17 protein-coding genes are annotated in these 14,928 nt (G+C 64.7%); 7 read left to right on the forward strand and 10 right to left on the reverse strand.

The window, feature by feature from the left end:
* Positions 1–97: 97 nt before the first annotated feature.
* Both DT070_RS09520 and DT070_RS09525 read right to left on the reverse strand, forming a co-directional pair.
* Entirely contained in the window at positions 98–712 is a 615-nt protein-coding gene (locus tag DT070_RS09520; RefSeq protein ID WP_122955170.1) for an OmpA family protein, read from the reverse strand.
* Positions 709–1,248, reverse strand: coding sequence for a FecR domain-containing protein (locus DT070_RS09525; protein WP_122955171.1), 540 nt, complete (start codon positions 1,246–1,248; stop codon positions 709–711). Before DT070_RS09525 ends, DT070_RS09520 begins: the two co-directional genes overlap by 4 nt.
* Before the next feature lie 92 nt (positions 1,249–1,340).
* Here DT070_RS09525 and DT070_RS09530 point away from each other — a divergent pair, with 92 nt between their 5' ends.
* The 3 genes from DT070_RS09530 (at position 1,341) to dtd (ending at position 3,546) form a co-directional block, all read left to right on the forward strand.
* Positions 1,341–2,255: a cation diffusion facilitator family transporter gene (locus DT070_RS09530; protein WP_122955172.1), complete on the forward strand. Its 915-nt coding sequence runs from the start codon at positions 1,341–1,343 to the stop codon at positions 2,253–2,255.
* An 89-nt stretch (positions 2,256–2,344) separates the two neighbouring features.
* Complete coding sequence (locus DT070_RS09535) at positions 2,345–3,097, forward strand: substrate-binding domain-containing protein (protein WP_122955173.1); 753 nt, start codon at positions 2,345–2,347, stop codon at positions 3,095–3,097.
* On the forward strand, positions 3,097–3,546 hold the full coding sequence (gene dtd / locus DT070_RS09540; protein ID WP_122955174.1) for a D-aminoacyl-tRNA deacylase: 450 nt from the start codon (positions 3,097–3,099) through the stop codon (positions 3,544–3,546). Before DT070_RS09535 ends, dtd begins: the two co-directional genes overlap by 1 nt.
* A gap of 87 nt (positions 3,547–3,633) precedes the next feature.
* Here the strand turns inward: dtd and ybeY are convergent, their stop codons facing one another.
* Positions 3,634–4,089, reverse strand: a complete 456-nt coding sequence (ybeY, locus tag DT070_RS09545; protein ID WP_122955175.1) for an rRNA maturation RNase YbeY — start codon at positions 4,087–4,089, stop codon at positions 3,634–3,636.
* Positions 4,079–5,095 carry a PhoH family protein gene (locus DT070_RS09550; protein WP_122955176.1) on the reverse strand — a complete coding sequence of 339 codons (1,017 nt, stop codon included), beginning with the start codon at positions 5,093–5,095 and terminating at the stop codon, positions 4,079–4,081. The genes ybeY and DT070_RS09550 overlap by 11 nt, the downstream gene beginning before the upstream one ends.
* A 95-nt stretch (positions 5,096–5,190) precedes the next feature.
* On the opposite strand from DT070_RS09550, the gene ruvA reads away from it, so the two are divergent.
* The 3 genes from ruvA to DT070_RS09565 are packed head-to-tail and all read left to right on the forward strand — an operon-like array spanning position 5,191 to position 8,617.
* Positions 5,191–5,763 carry a Holliday junction branch migration protein RuvA gene (gene ruvA, locus DT070_RS09555; RefSeq protein WP_122955177.1) on the forward strand — a complete coding sequence of 191 codons (573 nt, stop codon included), beginning with the start codon at positions 5,191–5,193 and terminating at the stop codon, positions 5,761–5,763.
* A 15-nt stretch (positions 5,764–5,778) separates the two neighbouring features.
* Positions 5,779–6,852, forward strand: a complete 1,074-nt coding sequence (gene ruvB / locus DT070_RS09560; RefSeq protein WP_122955178.1) for a Holliday junction branch migration DNA helicase RuvB — start codon at positions 5,779–5,781, stop codon at positions 6,850–6,852.
* Positions 6,853–6,895: 43 nt separating this feature from the next.
* Complete coding sequence (locus DT070_RS09565; protein ID WP_122955179.1) at positions 6,896–8,617, forward strand: rhomboid family intramembrane serine protease; 1,722 nt, start codon at positions 6,896–6,898, stop codon at positions 8,615–8,617.
* Positions 8,618–8,697: 80 nt separating this feature from the next.
* Here the strand turns inward: DT070_RS09565 and DT070_RS09570 are convergent, their stop codons facing one another.
* The 6 genes from DT070_RS09570 to DT070_RS09595 form a co-directional block, all read right to left on the reverse strand.
* Positions 8,698–9,882, reverse strand: a complete 1,185-nt coding sequence (locus DT070_RS09570; RefSeq protein WP_194965935.1) for a DSD1 family PLP-dependent enzyme — start codon at positions 9,880–9,882, stop codon at positions 8,698–8,700.
* A gap of 102 nt (positions 9,883–9,984) precedes the next feature.
* Positions 9,985–10,662 (reverse strand): histidine phosphatase family protein, encoded by a 678-nt coding sequence (locus DT070_RS09575; RefSeq protein ID WP_122955181.1) that lies wholly within the window; start codon positions 10,660–10,662, stop codon positions 9,985–9,987.
* 142 nt (positions 10,663–10,804) lie between these two features.
* Positions 10,805–11,419, reverse strand: coding sequence for a DUF4136 domain-containing protein (locus DT070_RS09580; protein WP_122955182.1), 615 nt, complete (start codon positions 11,417–11,419; stop codon positions 10,805–10,807).
* Positions 11,420–11,448: 29 nt separating this feature from the next.
* Positions 11,449–12,399, reverse strand: a complete 951-nt coding sequence (gene ttcA, locus DT070_RS09585; protein WP_122955183.1) for a tRNA 2-thiocytidine(32) synthetase TtcA — start codon at positions 12,397–12,399, stop codon at positions 11,449–11,451.
* Positions 12,400–12,502: 103 nt separating this feature from the next.
* Positions 12,503–12,874, reverse strand: coding sequence for a dihydroneopterin aldolase (locus tag DT070_RS09590; protein WP_122955184.1), 372 nt, complete (start codon positions 12,872–12,874; stop codon positions 12,503–12,505).
* Between the two features lie 54 nt (positions 12,875–12,928).
* Entirely contained in the window at positions 12,929–13,720 is a 792-nt protein-coding gene (locus tag DT070_RS09595) for an SDR family oxidoreductase (protein ID WP_122955185.1), read from the reverse strand.
* 265 nt (positions 13,721–13,985) lie between these two features.
* On the opposite strand from DT070_RS09595, the gene DT070_RS09600 reads away from it, so the two are divergent.
* Complete coding sequence (locus tag DT070_RS09600) at positions 13,986–14,903, forward strand: LysR substrate-binding domain-containing protein (RefSeq protein WP_122955186.1); 918 nt, start codon at positions 13,986–13,988, stop codon at positions 14,901–14,903.
* Positions 14,904–14,928: the final 25 nt, after the last annotated feature.

Here is a 14,928-nt window from a genome sequence, read left to right on the forward strand (position 1 = left end):
GCGCCCGGGAATAGCTTGCTATCTTTTCAGGAGCTAAAAGCCTAGGTAAGTATTGGGCTGGAGGGCTTTTTGATCAATAAACTGATCCGCGAACCGGTCAACGCACTTCAATCGTGACGCGCCGGTTGCGCGGCTCGTCGACTTCATCGGCGGTCGGCACCGCCAGCTCGCGTTCACCGCGCCCTGCGGCCTCGATGCGTGCGGGTGGAAACTGCCGGTCCGCCAACATCTGCCGCACCTGCTGCGCCCGCTGGGTTGACAGCGCGTCGTTGCTCGCGCCCGAACCCACGGTGTCGGTATGGCCGGTGATCACCATGTCGCCGCCGCTGCGGGCCAGCGCCGCGGCCAGCACTTCCTCCAGCGTTTGCTGCGACTCGGCCGTCAGCACCGTGCCGCCCGCGTCGAAGTACAGCGTGTAGCGCTGCGCCCTGGGCGGCGCCATCTCAAAGAGTGAGCCGTGCTCGGCTTTCACCTTGGCCGGGTCGGCCTGGTCCAGCGCCGGCGCGCGATCTGCGCCCAGCGCGGCCGTGGCGCGGTGGTAGGGCTGCGACAAGGTGGTCTCCGCACCCGCACCGGCCTTGGCGCGCACCACCACGGCAGACGGTGCGCCGCCTTCTTGCGGCAGCAGCACCACGCGGGTGCCGGGTGTGGAGCAGGCCGCCAGCAGCAAGGTCAGTGCGGCAACGATAAGGGGATAAGTGCGGCGGCTCATGGCTGCTCATCCGCCTGCACGATGAAATCCGTTCCGCGCACGCCGACAAAAGCGAACTGCGTTTCGATGCGCACCGCTTCCGGGTGCGCCTTGCCGATCAGCCCGGTGATCATGCGCAGCGAGCCCTTGAGCAGCACGGCCAGCAGGTTGCCGTCGTGGGTGGTGGCATCAAAGCTGAAGGCCTTGAGCTCAAACTGCGAGGACGGCCCGACCACCAGCGTGCTGCCGTCGCGCAGCACGACGCTGGCGGCGGAGTCGGGCCCCGTCGTGATGCGCCCGCCCGGTAGCAGCAAATCACCGGCCTGGGCCGGCCGCGCGGCGGCGTTGGCCTCGGGGCCGAACAACTGCACATTTCCTTTGAGTGTTTTGACGAAGCCGGCGTGCCGCGGTGCTTCGGCCGGGGCTGCGGGTGCTGGCGCGGCGGCGGCAACTGCAGTTTCGGGTTGGGGCTGGGGTGCCGGCGCGGGAGCCTGCGCCTTGGCGGCGGCTGCGGCCAGTGCCAGCACGGCGGCAGCCATCGAGTGCGAAGAGATCATGGTGTGTTCCAGAGTCCAGCGGGCATTGTCTCATCGGCTGCCTGATCTGATGCGCTGGCCGATGCGTCTTCTTCATGCCTCACAATGCCTGCATGAACATCCTGGACTGGCAATCCCTCACGCCGCAGCGGCTGCTGAAGATTTCCGTGGCGGTGGCTGTCGCCACCATCGCCCTCAAGACGGCCGCCTGGTACCTCACCGGTTCGGTGGGCCTGCTGTCCGACGCGATGGAGTCCTTCGTCAACCTGGCCAGTGCGCTTTTCGGCGTGGCGATGGTGACGATCGCGCAGCGCCCCGCCGATGAAGACCACCCTTACGGCCACCACAAGGCCGAGTATTTCTCTTCCGGGTTTGAAGGCGCGTTGATCGTCGTCGCGGCGGTAGCCATCATCTGGGCTGCCGCGCATCGAATGTTGAACCCGCAGCCGCTGGAGCAGCTTGGCTGGGGCCTGGTCTTGTCCATCGTCAGTTCGGGGCTCAATGGCGTGCTGGCCTGGGCGATGTTCCGTTCGGCCAAAGTCCACCGCTCGATTGCGCTGGAAGCCGACGCGCGCCACCTGATGACCGATGTCTGGACTTCGGCGGGCGTGGTGGTTGGCATCGGCCTGGTCATCATGACGGGCTGGCTGTGGCTGGATGCCGTCGTGGCCATCGGGGTGGCGCTCAATATCCTGTGGGAGGGCGGCCAACTGGTGTGGCGCTCCTCGCAGGGCCTGATGGACGAAGCGGTGGAGCCCGAGGTGATGGCCGAGATCCAGAAAACGCTGGACGGCTTTGCCCATCACACCATCCGCTTTGACCACCTCAGCACGCGCCGCGCCGGCCAGCGGCGCTTTGTCGACCTGCACATGCACATGCCGGCCAGCTGGTCGCTGGGGCGCGCCGCGGCGGTGCGGGGCAGCGTCGAGCAGGCCCTGATGAGCGCGGTGCCCGGCCTGCGCGCCACCATCCAGTTGCTGCCCAGCGACGTGGAAGCCCACTTTGACGATGAGGCTGACCTGATTTGAGGGTGCACCGCCGTTGATGCCGCCGATAATTCCCTGCCCTTACCCGCCCTTACCTCGCCCTTACCCCGCCTTTTTATCCAGGAGCTCTGATGAAACGAATCCCTTTTCTGGCCCAGGTCCTTGCCTGCGCACTGGCCGGCGCTGCGGCCCAGGCGGCAGAGCTCCAGGTGCTCAGCGCCGGCGCCATCGAGCCGGGGCTCAAGGCCGCCGTCGCCGCGTTTGAAAAGCAGACCCCGCACACCGTCAAGATCACCTTCAACACCGCGCCCGAGCTGAAAAAGCGCATGGACGGCAACCCGGCGTTTGATGTGGTGATCGCGCCGCCCGCCGTCATCAGTGAATTTGCCGCGGCCAGCAAGCTGGCCGAAACCCGCGCCAACGTCGGCCGCGTCGGCATGGGCGTGGCGGTGCGTGACGGCGCACCGGCGCCCGACATTGCCAACGCCGACGCGCTCAAGCGCTCGGTGCTGGCGGCGGACTCGCTGGTCTTTAACCGCGCCTCCACCGGGCTCTACCTGGAAGGCCTGCTCAAGAAGATGGACGTCTACACGCAGGTCGAAGGCAAGACCACGCGCTACCCCGACGGCGCCGCGGTGATGGAGCACGTCATCAAAGGCAAGGGCCACGAGATCGGCTTCGGCGCCATCACTGAAATTTTGCTGTACCAGGGCAAGGGCCTGAAGTTTGTCGGCCCCGTGCCGGCCGAGGTGCAGAACTACACCTCTTACACCGCCGCACCGCTGGCCTCCGGCAAGCAGCAGGACGTGGCCCAGCAGTTTGTGAGCTTCCTCTCGGGCCCGGTGGGCAAGCCGCTGTTTGTGGCGGCCGGCGTGACCGACTGATGAAGGCGGTGCTGCAGCGCGTGGCCGAGGCCCGCGTGGTGATTGCCGGCGAGACCGTCGGCGAGATCGGCGGCGGGCTGCTGGTGCTGGTGTGTGCCGAGCGCGGCGATGCCGAGGCGCAGGCCGACAAGTTGCTGGCCAAGATATTGAAGCTGCGGATTTTTTCCGACGATGCGGGCAAGATGAACTTGAGCGTGCAGGACGTGAAGGGCGGCCTGCTCATCGTCAGCCAGTTCACCCTGGCCGCCGACGCCTCCGGCGGCAACCGGCCCAGCTTCACCGGCGCAGCCGCGCCTGATGAAGGGCGCCGGCTCTACGACTACTTTGTGGTCCAGGCGCGGGCGCTGCATCCTGAAGTGCAAACAGGCCAGTTTGCCGCCGACATGAAGGTGCACCTGGTCAATGACGGGCCGGTGACGATTCCGCTGCAGATCGCAGCGGGCGTTTGAAACGCTTGCCCTGGCGGCTATTTGCTATCAAATAAATAGCTATGGGCCAAGGTGGTGATTGGGCTGGAGGCCTTTTTTGCTTAAATTTCAGCGATAGGGGTTCTTGAAACCCAAGCCCGCCAGGATGCGGATTTCCTCCGCCTCCATGGCCTCGGCGTCTTCTTCGCCGGTTTCGTGGTCCCAGCCCTGCGCATGCAGCGTGCCGTGCACCAGCAAATGCGCATAGTGGGCCTGCAGCGTTTTTTTGTTTTCTTTTGCCTCTTGGGCCACCACCGGGGCGCACAGCACCAGGTCGGCGGTCACCACGGGCTCTTGCGTGTAATCGAAGGTCAGCACATTGGTGGCGTAGTCGCGCTGGCGGTAGTCGCGGTTCAGCGCCTGGCCTTCTTCGGCGTCGACGATGCGCACGGTGATCTCGCCGTCGACCTCAAGCGCATGGCGGATCCAGCGGGCCACGCTGTGGCGCGGCAGGGCGGCGCGGTGGCGGGCGGCGTCTTTCAGCTCACCAAACTGCAGCGACAGGCTGAGCTGCTTAAGAGCCATTGCGGCTCCGGGCGCTGGCGCGGCGGGCCGGGGCGGCAACGGGTTCAGCGTCGGCTTCGCCGGCGGGCCCTGCGGCACCTGGTGATTTGTCATACGCATCCACAATGCGGGCGACCAGCGGGTGGCGCACCACGTCGGCGCTCGTCAGGCGGGTGATCGCAATGCCTTTGACGCGCTTGAGCACGCGCTCGGCGTCTACCAGGCCGCTCAGTTGCGTGCGCGGCAAATCGACCTGGCTCACGTCGCCCGTCACCACGGCCTTGCTGCCAAAGCCGATGCGCGTCAAAAACATCTTCATCTGTTCGGGCGTGGTGTTCTGCGCTTCGTCGAGGATCACGAAGGCATGGTTCAGCGTGCGGCCGCGCATGAAGGCGAGCGGCGCGATTTCGATCTGCTGGCGCTCAAAGGCCTTTTGCACGCGCTCAAAACCCATCAATTCGTGCAGCGCGTCATACAGCGGGCGCAGGTAAGGGTCCACCTTCTGGCTCAAATCGCCCGGCAAAAAGCCCAGGCGTTCGCCGGCCTCGACGGCAGGACGGGTCAGCACAATGCGTTGCACCGTGCTGCGCTCCAGTGCATCCACCGCGCAGGCCACGGCCAGGTAGGTCTTGCCGGTGCCGGCAGGGCCTATACCGAAGGTGATGTCGTGCGTGGCGATGTTTTCCAGGTAGGTGCCCTGGTTGGTGGTGCGGGCGCGCAGGTCGGCGCGCCGGGTGGAGAGCGCCATGCCGCCGTCGGCTGCGGTGCTCAGCGCCGTATCCCCTGCGAGCATCAGCTGCACGGTTTCAGGCTCGATGGGGCGCTGGGCGATTTCGTACAGGGCCTGCAGCACCTCCAGCGCCTGGTTCGCCTTCACCTTGGTGCCGTCGATCTTGAACTGCTCGAAGCGGTGCGCAATCGTGACATCCAGCGCCACCTCGATGGTGCGGATATGGCTGTCCATGGGGCCGCACAGGTGGCCCATGCGGGTGTTGTTGGGCGGCGTGAAGGTGTGGCGAAGAATCAAGGCGGTGGGTTTCCTGGAAAAGAGGGCCGATGAAGGGCGAAAAACGCAATTGTCCGCCCAAACGTGCGCCTGCGCCCGACTGATAAGATTTGCCCATGATTGGAAGACTCTCTGGCCAGCTGGCCGAAAAAAATCCCCCGGAAATCCTGGTGGACTGCAACGGCGTCGGCTATGAAGTGCTGGTGCCCATGAGCACCTTCTACAACCTGCCCGCCCTGGGCGAAAAAGTCAGCCTGCTGACGCATTTTGTGGTGCGCGAAGACGCACAAATCCTCTACGGCTTCGGCAGCGGCACCGAGCGCGCCGCCTTCCGCCAGCTCATCAAGATTTCCGGCGTCGGCCCGCGCACCGCACTCAGCGTGCTCAGCGGCATGAGCGTCGAAGAGCTCTCGCAAGCCGTCACCCAGCAGGAAGCCGGCCGCATCATCAAGGTGCCCGGCATCGGCAAGAAGACCGCCGAGCGCCTGCTGCTTGAATTGAAAGGCAAGCTCGGCGCCGACATCGGCATCCAGGTCAGCGTCGCCAACGACGCGCAGTCCGACATCCTGCAGGCCCTGGTGGCGCTGGGCTACAGCGACCGCGATGCGGCGCTGGCGCTGAAAGCGCTGCCGAAGGATATTGGTGTGAGTGACGGTATCAAGCTGGCGCTGAAGGCGCTGGCGAAATAGCCGCGGTAACCCAGCATGAGCATTCAAACCGACGATTTCTCTGCAGGCGACTTTCCGCCCGCCAAGCGCGTGATGTCGGCGGCGCCCGCCTCACCCGGCGAAGAGGCGATTGAGCGCGCGCTGCGCCCCAAGCTGTTTGACGAATACGTCGGCCAGACCAAGGTGCGCGACCAGCTGGAGATCTTCATCGGCGCCGCCAAAAAACGCAGCGAGGCGCTGGACCATGTGCTGCTCTTCGGCCCGCCCGGCTTGGGCAAAACCACGCTGTCGCACATCATTGCGCATGAGCTGGGCGTAAACCTGCGGCAGACCTCCGGCCCGGTGCTGGAAAAACCCAAGGACCTGGCCGCGCTGCTCACCAATCTTGAAAAGAACGACGTCCTTTTCATCGACGAAATCCACCGCCTGAGCCCGGTGGTCGAGGAAATCCTTTATCCCGCGCTGGAGGACTACCAGATCGACATCATGATCGGCGAAGGCCCGGCGGCGCGCAGCATCAAGCTCGACTTGCAGCCCTTCACCCTGGTGGGCGCCACCACACGTGCCGGCATGCTGACCAACCCGCTGCGCGATCGTTTTGGCATCGTGGCGCGGCTGGAGTTTTATACGCCCGACGAATTGGCCCGCATCGTGCGGCGCAGCGCCAAGCTGCTGAATGCACCGATGGACGAAGAGGGCGGCTTTGAAATCGCCCGCCGCTCACGCGGCACGCCGCGCATCGCCAACCGCCTGCTGCGCCGCGTGCGCGACTACGCCGACGTCAAGGGCAGCGGCCACATCTCGCTCGACATCGCCAACAAGGCGCTCGCCATGCTGGATGTGGATCCGCAAGGCTTTGACGTGATGGACCGCAAGTTGCTGGAAGCCGTCATCCACCGCTTCGACGGCGGCCCGGTAGGCCTGGACAACATCGCCGCCAGTATCGGCGAAGAGCGCGACACGATTGAAGACGTGATCGAGCCGTATCTGATCCAGCAGGGCTACTTGCAGCGCACGCCGCGCGGGCGCATCGCCACGCTGGCCGCTTACCGCCACCTGGGTGTGGCGCAGCCCCAGCAGGGGCAGGACTTTTTCGGCGCCGGCACATAAACCGTTAACCCGCCCGTCAACGAGGCAGGGATAGGAGGGGATCGTGGATTTTCCGGATACCGTTCCGTCGGCCGAAATGGCTGGCGACGCCGATGCGCGTGAGTCTGTGCGTGACTATGTGCGTGAGTTTCCGCCATCGTGGCGCAGCACGACGGGGACCCTCACGATCCTCTTTTCATTCCTGGCCGCCATTCCGGCCTTGATGCTCCTGTTTGTCCCGTTTTCCGGTTTTCCCGGGTGGCGGGTGGTCAGCCTCGGCGGCTTGCTGTGGTTTGTCTGGCTCCTTGGGCGCCAGCTTGTCGGTGGCCGCCCTGCCTTGCGGGTGGGCCCCGAGGGCATCAGCGCCGCCACCCTGAAAAACAGGACCATCGCGTGGACTGAGGTCTCCGACATCGAGTCGCAGACCGTGCAGGGCAATACATCGATCAACGTATCGCTTGCGCCGCACGTGAAAGACAAGTGGTGGTGGGGCAGCCGTAAAAAGCGGCTTGGCATTTCATTGAGCAGCATACGGACCAAGGACCATGCCGAGGCGATCGTGGCCGCGACGCAGGCTTTTGCCGCTTACGGCGGACGGGGTTTTATGCAGGCCATGGAGCAGCGGACCGCTGAACTCAAGGCAGTGGAAAATTTCGATGCCCGCCTCAAGCAACTCACACCTGTGACGTGGGCGCTTTATCTGGTGGTGTGCGTGAATGTCGCCGTCTGGCTGGCCAATCTCGGCGCCGGAATCAGCGCGTTCAAACCCTTGCCCTCGGAGCTTCTGGCCTGGGGCGCCAATTCGGCGGCCTCGGTGGTCGAAGACCGCCAGTACTGGCGGCTGCTGACGGCCACTTTTTTGCATGGCGGGTTTCTGCACCTTGCACTGAACATGCTGGGCTTGTGGGAGGCCGGCAGGCAGCTCAACCGGCTCCACGGCAACTTACAGTTCCTGCTGATCTACCTGGCCAGCGCGCTCACCGGCAGCGCGCTCAGCCTGCATTACTCCGCCCAGCAATCGGTGTCGGTGGGCGCTTCCGGCGCGGTGTTCGGGGTTCTGGGGGCTTTGCTGGTTGCCATGTACCAGCATCGTGGGCAGATACCCGGCATCACCAGCAAGAATGTGATGACCAGCCAGGGTGTGTTTCTGGCCTACGCCCTTGTCCAGGGTTTCAGCAAGCAGGGCATCGACAACGCCGCCCACGTAGGCGGCCTCATCGCCGGGTGTGTGCTGGCCTGGATGTTGACGGAAAAGATCGCTGTTGTGGCCACGCCCGCGCGACGTCTTTCAACGGCGGCCATTGGAGCGCTGTTGTCTGGGGTGGCGGTGGCCGCGCTGGTGGTGACGACACCCGCGCCCGCCGTGCATCACCGGCAGTTGTTTGAGTTTCAGGCCGGATTGACGCGGATCTTGCCCCTGATGAAGGCGACGGAAAAGGCTTTTCAGGCTGACGTGAAAGCCCTGCGGGAAGGCAAGATGACCGAGGAGCAGTTTGCGCAGGCGCTGCAAACACAGCACCTGCCCGGCTACCAGGCCGTGCAGCGTGCTTTGGCCCCGCTGGACGTTCCCGCGAACGACAAAGTCGGCGCCGGCATGCGCGATGTCAAGCGTGCGAACAGCCTCGTGGTGGAGGTCATGCAGATCCAGCTGGCGAACGCACGTGCTGTGCCGGGCGATGCGGCTGCCGCCGCAGGCCAGGCCCGCATAGACGTCATCAACACGGAGCTCCGCGCCATTAACGCGCGGATTTCCGAGCGCGTCAACGCCGCCAAGCCCAAGCCTTGACCCCTGGTGGATAGCCGCAAGATCGCTTACTCCTGAGCCTGCGTTGATGCACGCTGTGCATTGGCAGGCGCTCTGGCCCGTCAGGTCAGCGCGCCGCGCGCATCCACCCGGAAAATGCGCTGCACCGTGCCGGTGCGAAGGCCGCCAGTGACGCCGATCATGGTGTCGTGCAGGTTGACGGTGGGGTCGCAGTGGCCGGGTATCAGCCACAGCATGCGGCCGAGGCCGGGCAGGCGTTTGCTGTCGCCGGCGGCGCGCAGGATGCCGTGCTCGTCGCCGCCGTTGAAGTATTCCAGTTCGCTTTCGGTGTCAAAGGCGTGCACCAGCGGCATGCCTGAATCGATCGCGTGGCTCTTGTGGCCGGCGTCGCACACCGCGTGGCCGCTGTGGGTGCTGACGACCTGTGTCTTCACAAAGAGCGAGTGCTCAAATTGCGGCTGGGCCGCATCACGCTCGTTCTGGGCGTAGTCGGCATCCATGAACATGAAGGAGCCCGCCTGCAGCTCGCCGTACACGCCGCTGGCGGCCTCCAGCATGAGACTGCCGGTGCCGGCGCCCGTGACCAGTTCCACGGGGATCCCTTGCGCTTCAATGAGTTTTTTGGTCAGCACAACGGCCTCGACGGCTTTTGAAATGGCGTCGCGCCTTTCCTGGGCGCTGCGCATGTGCTGGGCCTTGCCGTGGTAGGCCTGCAGGCCGGCAAAGCGCAGGGCCGGGTGTTTGCGGATTTCCAGCACCAGGGTGACGGCGGCGGCGCCGGGCTCGACACCGCAGCGGCCCTGGCCGACGTCGATCTCGACGAACACGTCGATCACGGTGGCGCCGGTCTTGTTGCCCAGCCGGGCTTCCGTCATGGCCTGCGCCAGGCGGATCACGCCTTCGGTGCTGTCCACCGCGATGGCGAGCTGGCCGCCCTGGGCGGCGACTTTCTGCGTGAGCTCCGCCACACGCGCGAGTTTGCCGGGGGCGATCACCTCGTTGCTGATGTAGATGTTGTAGACGCCGCCGGCGAACATGGCTTCGGCTTCGGAGGTTTTTTGCACGCACACACCGACGGCCCCGGCCTTGATCTGCATCTTGGCCAGCGACGAGCATTTGTGCAGCTTGGCGTGCGGGCGCCAGCGGATGTTGTGTTTTTTGGCGAATTCGGCCATGCGCGCCAGGTTGCGTTTCATCGCATCCATGTCGATGACCAGGGCGGGCGTGTCGATGTCGTTGACCGGCTTGCCGATCAGCTTGGCGAGGTGGGGGGGCAGGGTGCTCATGGGTGTGGTCGTTATTGTGCGCCTGGGGGCCGCCTTGGCGGCGCGTTCTCAGGCCATTATGAATGGCTTGTCCGTAACAGCTTGTGCACTCGGCGGGCGCATTCAGCCGGCGCTCAAGGGCTTTGGGGTGCCGCCGGCCGCAAAACCGTTTCCGTCGTCCATGCTGCCTCCGTCCAGGTGCTGCGTGTCGGCCCAGCCCACCAGCGTAAAGCCCTCGGGTGTCCAGAGCAGGCGGTTGATGGCCGCATTGCCCAGCGCCCAGGTGCGCGGCGCCTGGATGTCCAGCCGAGTGGCGGCGCGGTAAAGCACGTCCATCACGCCGCCGTGGCCGACCATCGCGATCAGCTCGCCCGGGTGTTCGGCCGCCAGGCGTTCGGCGGTGGCCACCACACGGCTGCGCAGGTCGATCAGCGACTCGCCGCCGGCCGGCGCGAATTCCGGGTCCCGCTTGCGCCAGCGCATCGACTGGTCGGGCAGCAAGGCCTCGATCTCGGCGAAGGTCTTGCCCTCGAAGTCGCCGAAGCCGCGTTCACGCAGGCCTTCTTCGCGCGTCACCTCAATGCCCTGTATGCGGCCCAGGTACTGCGCTGTTTCCCAGGCGCGGGTCAAGTCGCTGGCGTAGATGGCCGTGATGGGTTCGTCGGCCAGCGCCAGCGCCATGCGCTCGGCCTGCTTGCGGCCGGTTTCGTTGAGCGGGATGTCGAGGTGGCCCTGGATACGGGTGTCGACATTCCATGTCGTTTCACCATGGCGAATAGCAATGATGCGCGTGGGTTCCATGGTCATGAAGCCCCCACGTTCGCCCACTGCGTGTGGCTCTCTGCCCCCCGAGGGGGCCGCCCGCCTGCGGCCCGGCAAAGCCGGTTCCGCGGCTCAGGCTTGTACAGATCTGTTTTGCAAATCGAGAAGCGTGGCGGCGGTATCACCGGGGAATCTCCACATTCACGCGGCGCGTGCCGGCCGGCGGTTGCGGAAAGCCGCGCAGCGCCGAGTCCAGCATGGCGGGCAATACGGCCAGGGTGTCGCCCCAGACGCCGTCGTGCAGTGCGCGGGTTTCAAACACCACCTGGTTGGTGCCGAGGTCGCGCATCAAGAGGGTCAGGTCGCGTTTGTAATACGGCTCTGAAAAGCGCAGCGGAAACGACAGGCCCACCGACGCGCCGCGGTTGCCGCCGCCCACAAACACGCCCGGTGCGCCGAAACCGAAGCCGTCGTAGGGGCTGTCATAGGGGTAGCGCTCCACCACCTGGGTGTTGGCGACCACCTGCACGCTGTAGCGCGCGATGGGCGAGTTGAGCTCCATACCCACCTTGGCCAGGGCCGTGCGCGTGAGGCCTTCGACCAGGTCCTGCTGGCTGCCTACGGCCTGCTGCGAGGGCAGGCGCTCAAAGCGGTAGGGCGTGCCGGGCCCGGGGGGCGCGGCCTTCCAGCCGTAGAACGCGGTGACGTCGCTGTCGACCAGGCGCACGGTGGAGCAGCCGGTCATGAAGAATGCCGTGGCTGCTATCAAAACAATAGCTACAAGTGCACGTCTCATATGGGCTCCAGCGTAAAAAGACTTAAAAATCAGTTGGGGCGGATGCCGATGACCGACATGCCCGGAAGCGCCGGCTCCTTGAACTCTTCGGCATCAAATGCTTTGTCGCCGTCGGCGTCGGCAATGCCGGTGGCCTTGATGCCTTTGAAGTCGTGGCGCTTGTTGTCCATCAGGTGCGAAGGCACGATGTTCTGCAGCGAGGCAAACATGTTCTCCAGCCGGCCGGGGAATTTTTTCTCCCATTCGCGCAGCATGTTGCCGACCTGCTTGCGCTGCAGGTTTTCCTGGCTGCCGCACAGCGTGCACGGGATGATGGGGAATTCACGCACCTGCGCCCAGCGCGTCAGGTCTTTTTCGGTCACGTAGGCCATGGGGCGGATGACGACGTTTTTGCCGTCGTCGCTCACCAGCTTGGGCGGCATGCCCTTGAGCTTGGCCGCAAAGAACATGTTGAGGAAAAAGGTCTGCAGCATGTCGTCGCGGTGGTGGCCCAGCGCGACTTTCGTGCAGCCGAGCTCACCGGCCACCCGGTACAAGATGCCGCGGCGCAGGCGCGAACACAGCGAGCACAGCGTCTTGCCCTCGGGGATCACGCGCTTGACGATGCTGTAGGTGTCCTGGTTTTCGATGTGAAAGGGCACGCCGAGTTTGCTGAGGTAGTCAGGCAGGATGTGCTCGGGAAAGCCGGGCTGCTTCTGGTCGAGGTTGACGGCCACCAGCTCGAAGTTGATGGGCGCGCGCTTTTGCAGCTTCAGCAGGATATCGAGCATCGCGTAGCTGTCTTTGCCGCCCGAGACGCACACCATCACCTTGTCGCCCTCTTCAATCATGTTGAAGTCGACAATCGCGCGGCCCACTTCGCGGCACAGGCGCTTTTCAAGCTTGTGGTCTTCGCGCTCGATCTTCATGCTGTTTTGCACGCGGGCCGAGCTCTCTTGCTGCTCAAACTCCGCAACGGCTTCTTCCCAGACTGCATTCATAAAGGCCCCCACGCTTGCGAAATACGCTGCGCTGCCCCCCGAGGGGGCGTTCGCTGCTTGAAGCGGTTCTGCGCGACGCTCATATCGTTTGCTCCCATATCGTTCACCACTGTCCCGTCTCGACGCGAATGGCCACTTCGCAGTCGTCAAAAATTTCAAGTTTGGCAATCTTCACCCGCACGCCCAGCACGCCGGGCAGCTGCATCAGCCGGTGCGCCAGCTTGCCGATCAGGCTCTCCAGCAGGTTCTGGTGTTCCGCCGTGCATTCGTTGATGATGATCTGGCGCACCTTGCGGTAGTCCAGCACGTGGTTGATGTCGTCGTCGTGGGGCAGCAGCGGCTGCGTGCCCAGGTTCAGCTCGGCATCGACCTGGATGGGCTGCGGCGCGGTTTTTTCGTGGTCCAGAATGCCGAGGTTCGCGTCGAAACGCAAACCGGTGAGGTTCAGGATTTGGGTGCCCCGGGTATTGAACATGGCGCCAGTCTGTAGTGGGTAGGGTGCAGGGATGTGTCAGCCGTTGCCGCAGGCTTACATCAGCGAAAAATCGCGTTCGAACTTCATCAGGTGCTGGCCGCCGTCCACCAGCAGCGTCGTGCCGGTGAGGGAGCGGTTTTCCAGCGCGAACTTGACCGTGGCCGCGACATCGGCAGGCGTGGACGAGCGGCCCAGCGGAGACAGCTTGTGCCTGGCCTCGAACTGCGCGTCGGTCAGCAGGTGGCTGGTCAGCGTGAGCCCGGGCGCCACACCCACCACACGTACCTGGGGCGCGAGCGCCAGCGCCAGCATGGTTCCGGCGGCCTCCAGGGCGGCCTTGGAGAGCGTGTAGCTGAAGAAATCGGGGTTCTGGTTCCAGAGCTTCTGGTCCAGCAGATTGACGACGGCGCCCTGGGCGCCGTTTTCGCCGCCTTCGGCGCGCGAAAGCACATGGGCGTGCAGCGCCTGGGCCAGCAGCACGGCCGCGCCGGTGTTGGTGTGCAAATGTTTGTCCAGGGCCGCAAAGCCGAAGCTGGCGGCGCTGTCGTGCTCGAAGGTAGAGGCGTTGTTGACCACCGCATCGACCCGACCCATGCGAGCGACCACCGCCGGCAGCAGGCCACGGACCGCCGCCTCACTTCCAAGATCAGCATGAAAAGCGGCTGCAGCCGGCGTCAAGCTTGAGCAGTCAGCTACTGTTTTTGTAGCGTCGGCCTCGGAGCCGCGGTAATGCACCGCCACCCGCCAGCCGCCGGTGGCAAGCGCCAGCGCGATGTCACGCCCCAGCCGCCGGGAGGCGCCGGTCACGAGGACAACGGGTTGCGGTGATGACGGAGCTGCAGGCATTGCTGGGGTAGGTGGGCTGAAAGGAGGGGAGGACGGGCCCGGGTGTAGCGCCGCCAATTGCAGGCGCTGACACACATGACCCCCAATGACCGCGACGGCCAATCCGCCCATTTTACCGGCCACCCCCGCAGGGCCCGTTGTCAGGGGCCTTTGAGGCTTGGCGTGTATCCACGGGTGCCCCAGAATCCCTGTTACGTTTTATATACAAATCTCGGTTCCCCTATAAGATTGCTAAATGGCTATCTTGTTTTAGAGGGATCCTCCAATGCGTAGACGAATACCCAGCATGGGTGCGCTGATGGCATTTGACGCGACCGCCCGCCATGCAAGCGTGACGCGCGCCGCAGACGAGCTGTCGCTCACGGAAAGCGCCATTTCACGCCAGATTTCCCAACTCGAAAGCCAGCTGGAGGTACAGCTCTTTCTTCGCGTCAAGAAGCGGCTGTCGCTCACCCAGGCCGGTGTGGCTTACGCGCGCGATGTGGGCAAGGTCCTTGAGCGTCTGGAAAGAGATACCCTGGACGTGATGACCAATGAGGGTGAAGGTGGTGCGCTGGAAATCGCGGTGTGCCCCACGGTGTGCAAGCTGTGGCTGATTCCCCGTCTGCCTGATTTCTACGAAAGCCACCCGAAGCTGACGATGAGCATCAGCGCACGCAACAACCGCTTCTTGTTCCGCGGGACGACTTTCGACGGTGCCCTTTTCTACGGCGCGGCGAGTTGGCCTGGTGCGCGTTCGGATTTCCTGTTTGATCGGGAGTTGATCGCCGTTGTCGGAGGCCGGCTGCTGCAGGACCCCGCGCCCTGGACACCCGAGCGGATCGCACAAGAGCGTTTGCTGCATCTCGTCACGCGACTGGATTCCTGGCGAGACTGGGCTGAAAGCGCCGGGGTCGAGGGTTTGAACATGCTCAAGGGTCCGCGCTTTGACATGCAGCTGATGGCGATTGAGGCCGCCTGCGCGGGCTTGGGTGTGGCGCTGGTGCCCCGGTTCATGGTGGCCGCAGACCTGCTGGAGGGCAGGCTGCGCATCGTCTCCGACATCTCGCTGCGCGAAGAAGGCGCCTACTATTTCTCTTACCCTGAAGAGAAGGCGGGGGAGCCTCAGCTGGAGTTCTTTCGCAGCTGGCTGCAAGTGCAGGCGCAGCGCTTCCGGGGGCCGGACGCAGCTGGGCCGCAGTAAGGCAGGGGCGCAGGCCTGCGTTGGG

The organism is Polaromonas sp. SP1, from assembly GCF_003711205.1.
Classification (GTDB): Bacteria; Pseudomonadota; Gammaproteobacteria; order Burkholderiales; family Burkholderiaceae_C; genus Polaromonas.

Excerpts from the sequence above, each read along its gene's own strand:
- DT070_RS09520 (WP_122955170.1), bottom strand. The coding sequence starts at position 712 with ATGAGCCGCCGCACTTATCCCCTTATCGTTGCCGCACTGACCTTGCTG.
- DT070_RS09525 (WP_122955171.1), bottom strand. The coding sequence starts at position 1,248 with ATGATCTCTTCGCACTCGATGGCTGCCGCCGTGCTGGCACTGGCCGCA.
- DT070_RS09530 (WP_122955172.1), top strand. The coding sequence starts at position 1,341 with ATGAACATCCTGGACTGGCAATCCCTCACGCCGCAGCGGCTGCTGAAG.
- DT070_RS09535 (WP_122955173.1), top strand. The coding sequence starts at position 2,345 with ATGAAACGAATCCCTTTTCTGGCCCAGGTCCTTGCCTGCGCACTGGCC.
- dtd (WP_122955174.1), top strand. The coding sequence starts at position 3,097 with ATGAAGGCGGTGCTGCAGCGCGTGGCCGAGGCCCGCGTGGTGATTGCC.
- ybeY (WP_122955175.1), bottom strand. The coding sequence starts at position 4,089 with ATGGCTCTTAAGCAGCTCAGCCTGTCGCTGCAGTTTGGTGAGCTGAAA.
- ruvA (WP_122955177.1), top strand. The coding sequence starts at position 5,191 with ATGATTGGAAGACTCTCTGGCCAGCTGGCCGAAAAAAATCCCCCGGAA.
- ruvB (WP_122955178.1), top strand. The coding sequence starts at position 5,779 with ATGAGCATTCAAACCGACGATTTCTCTGCAGGCGACTTTCCGCCCGCC.
- DT070_RS09570 (WP_194965935.1), bottom strand. The coding sequence starts at position 9,882 with ATGAGCACCCTGCCCCCCCACCTCGCCAAGCTGATCGGCAAGCCGGTC.
- DT070_RS09575 (WP_122955181.1), bottom strand. The coding sequence starts at position 10,662 with ATGGAACCCACGCGCATCATTGCTATTCGCCATGGTGAAACGACATGG.
- DT070_RS09580 (WP_122955182.1), bottom strand. The coding sequence starts at position 11,419 with ATGAGACGTGCACTTGTAGCTATTGTTTTGATAGCAGCCACGGCATTC.
- ttcA (WP_122955183.1), bottom strand. The coding sequence starts at position 12,399 with ATGAATGCAGTCTGGGAAGAAGCCGTTGCGGAGTTTGAGCAGCAAGAG.
- DT070_RS09590 (WP_122955184.1), bottom strand. The coding sequence starts at position 12,874 with ATGTTCAATACCCGGGGCACCCAAATCCTGAACCTCACCGGTTTGCGT.
- DT070_RS09595 (WP_122955185.1), bottom strand. The coding sequence starts at position 13,720 with ATGCCTGCAGCTCCGTCATCACCGCAACCCGTTGTCCTCGTGACCGGC.
- DT070_RS09600 (WP_122955186.1), top strand. The coding sequence starts at position 13,986 with ATGCGTAGACGAATACCCAGCATGGGTGCGCTGATGGCATTTGACGCG.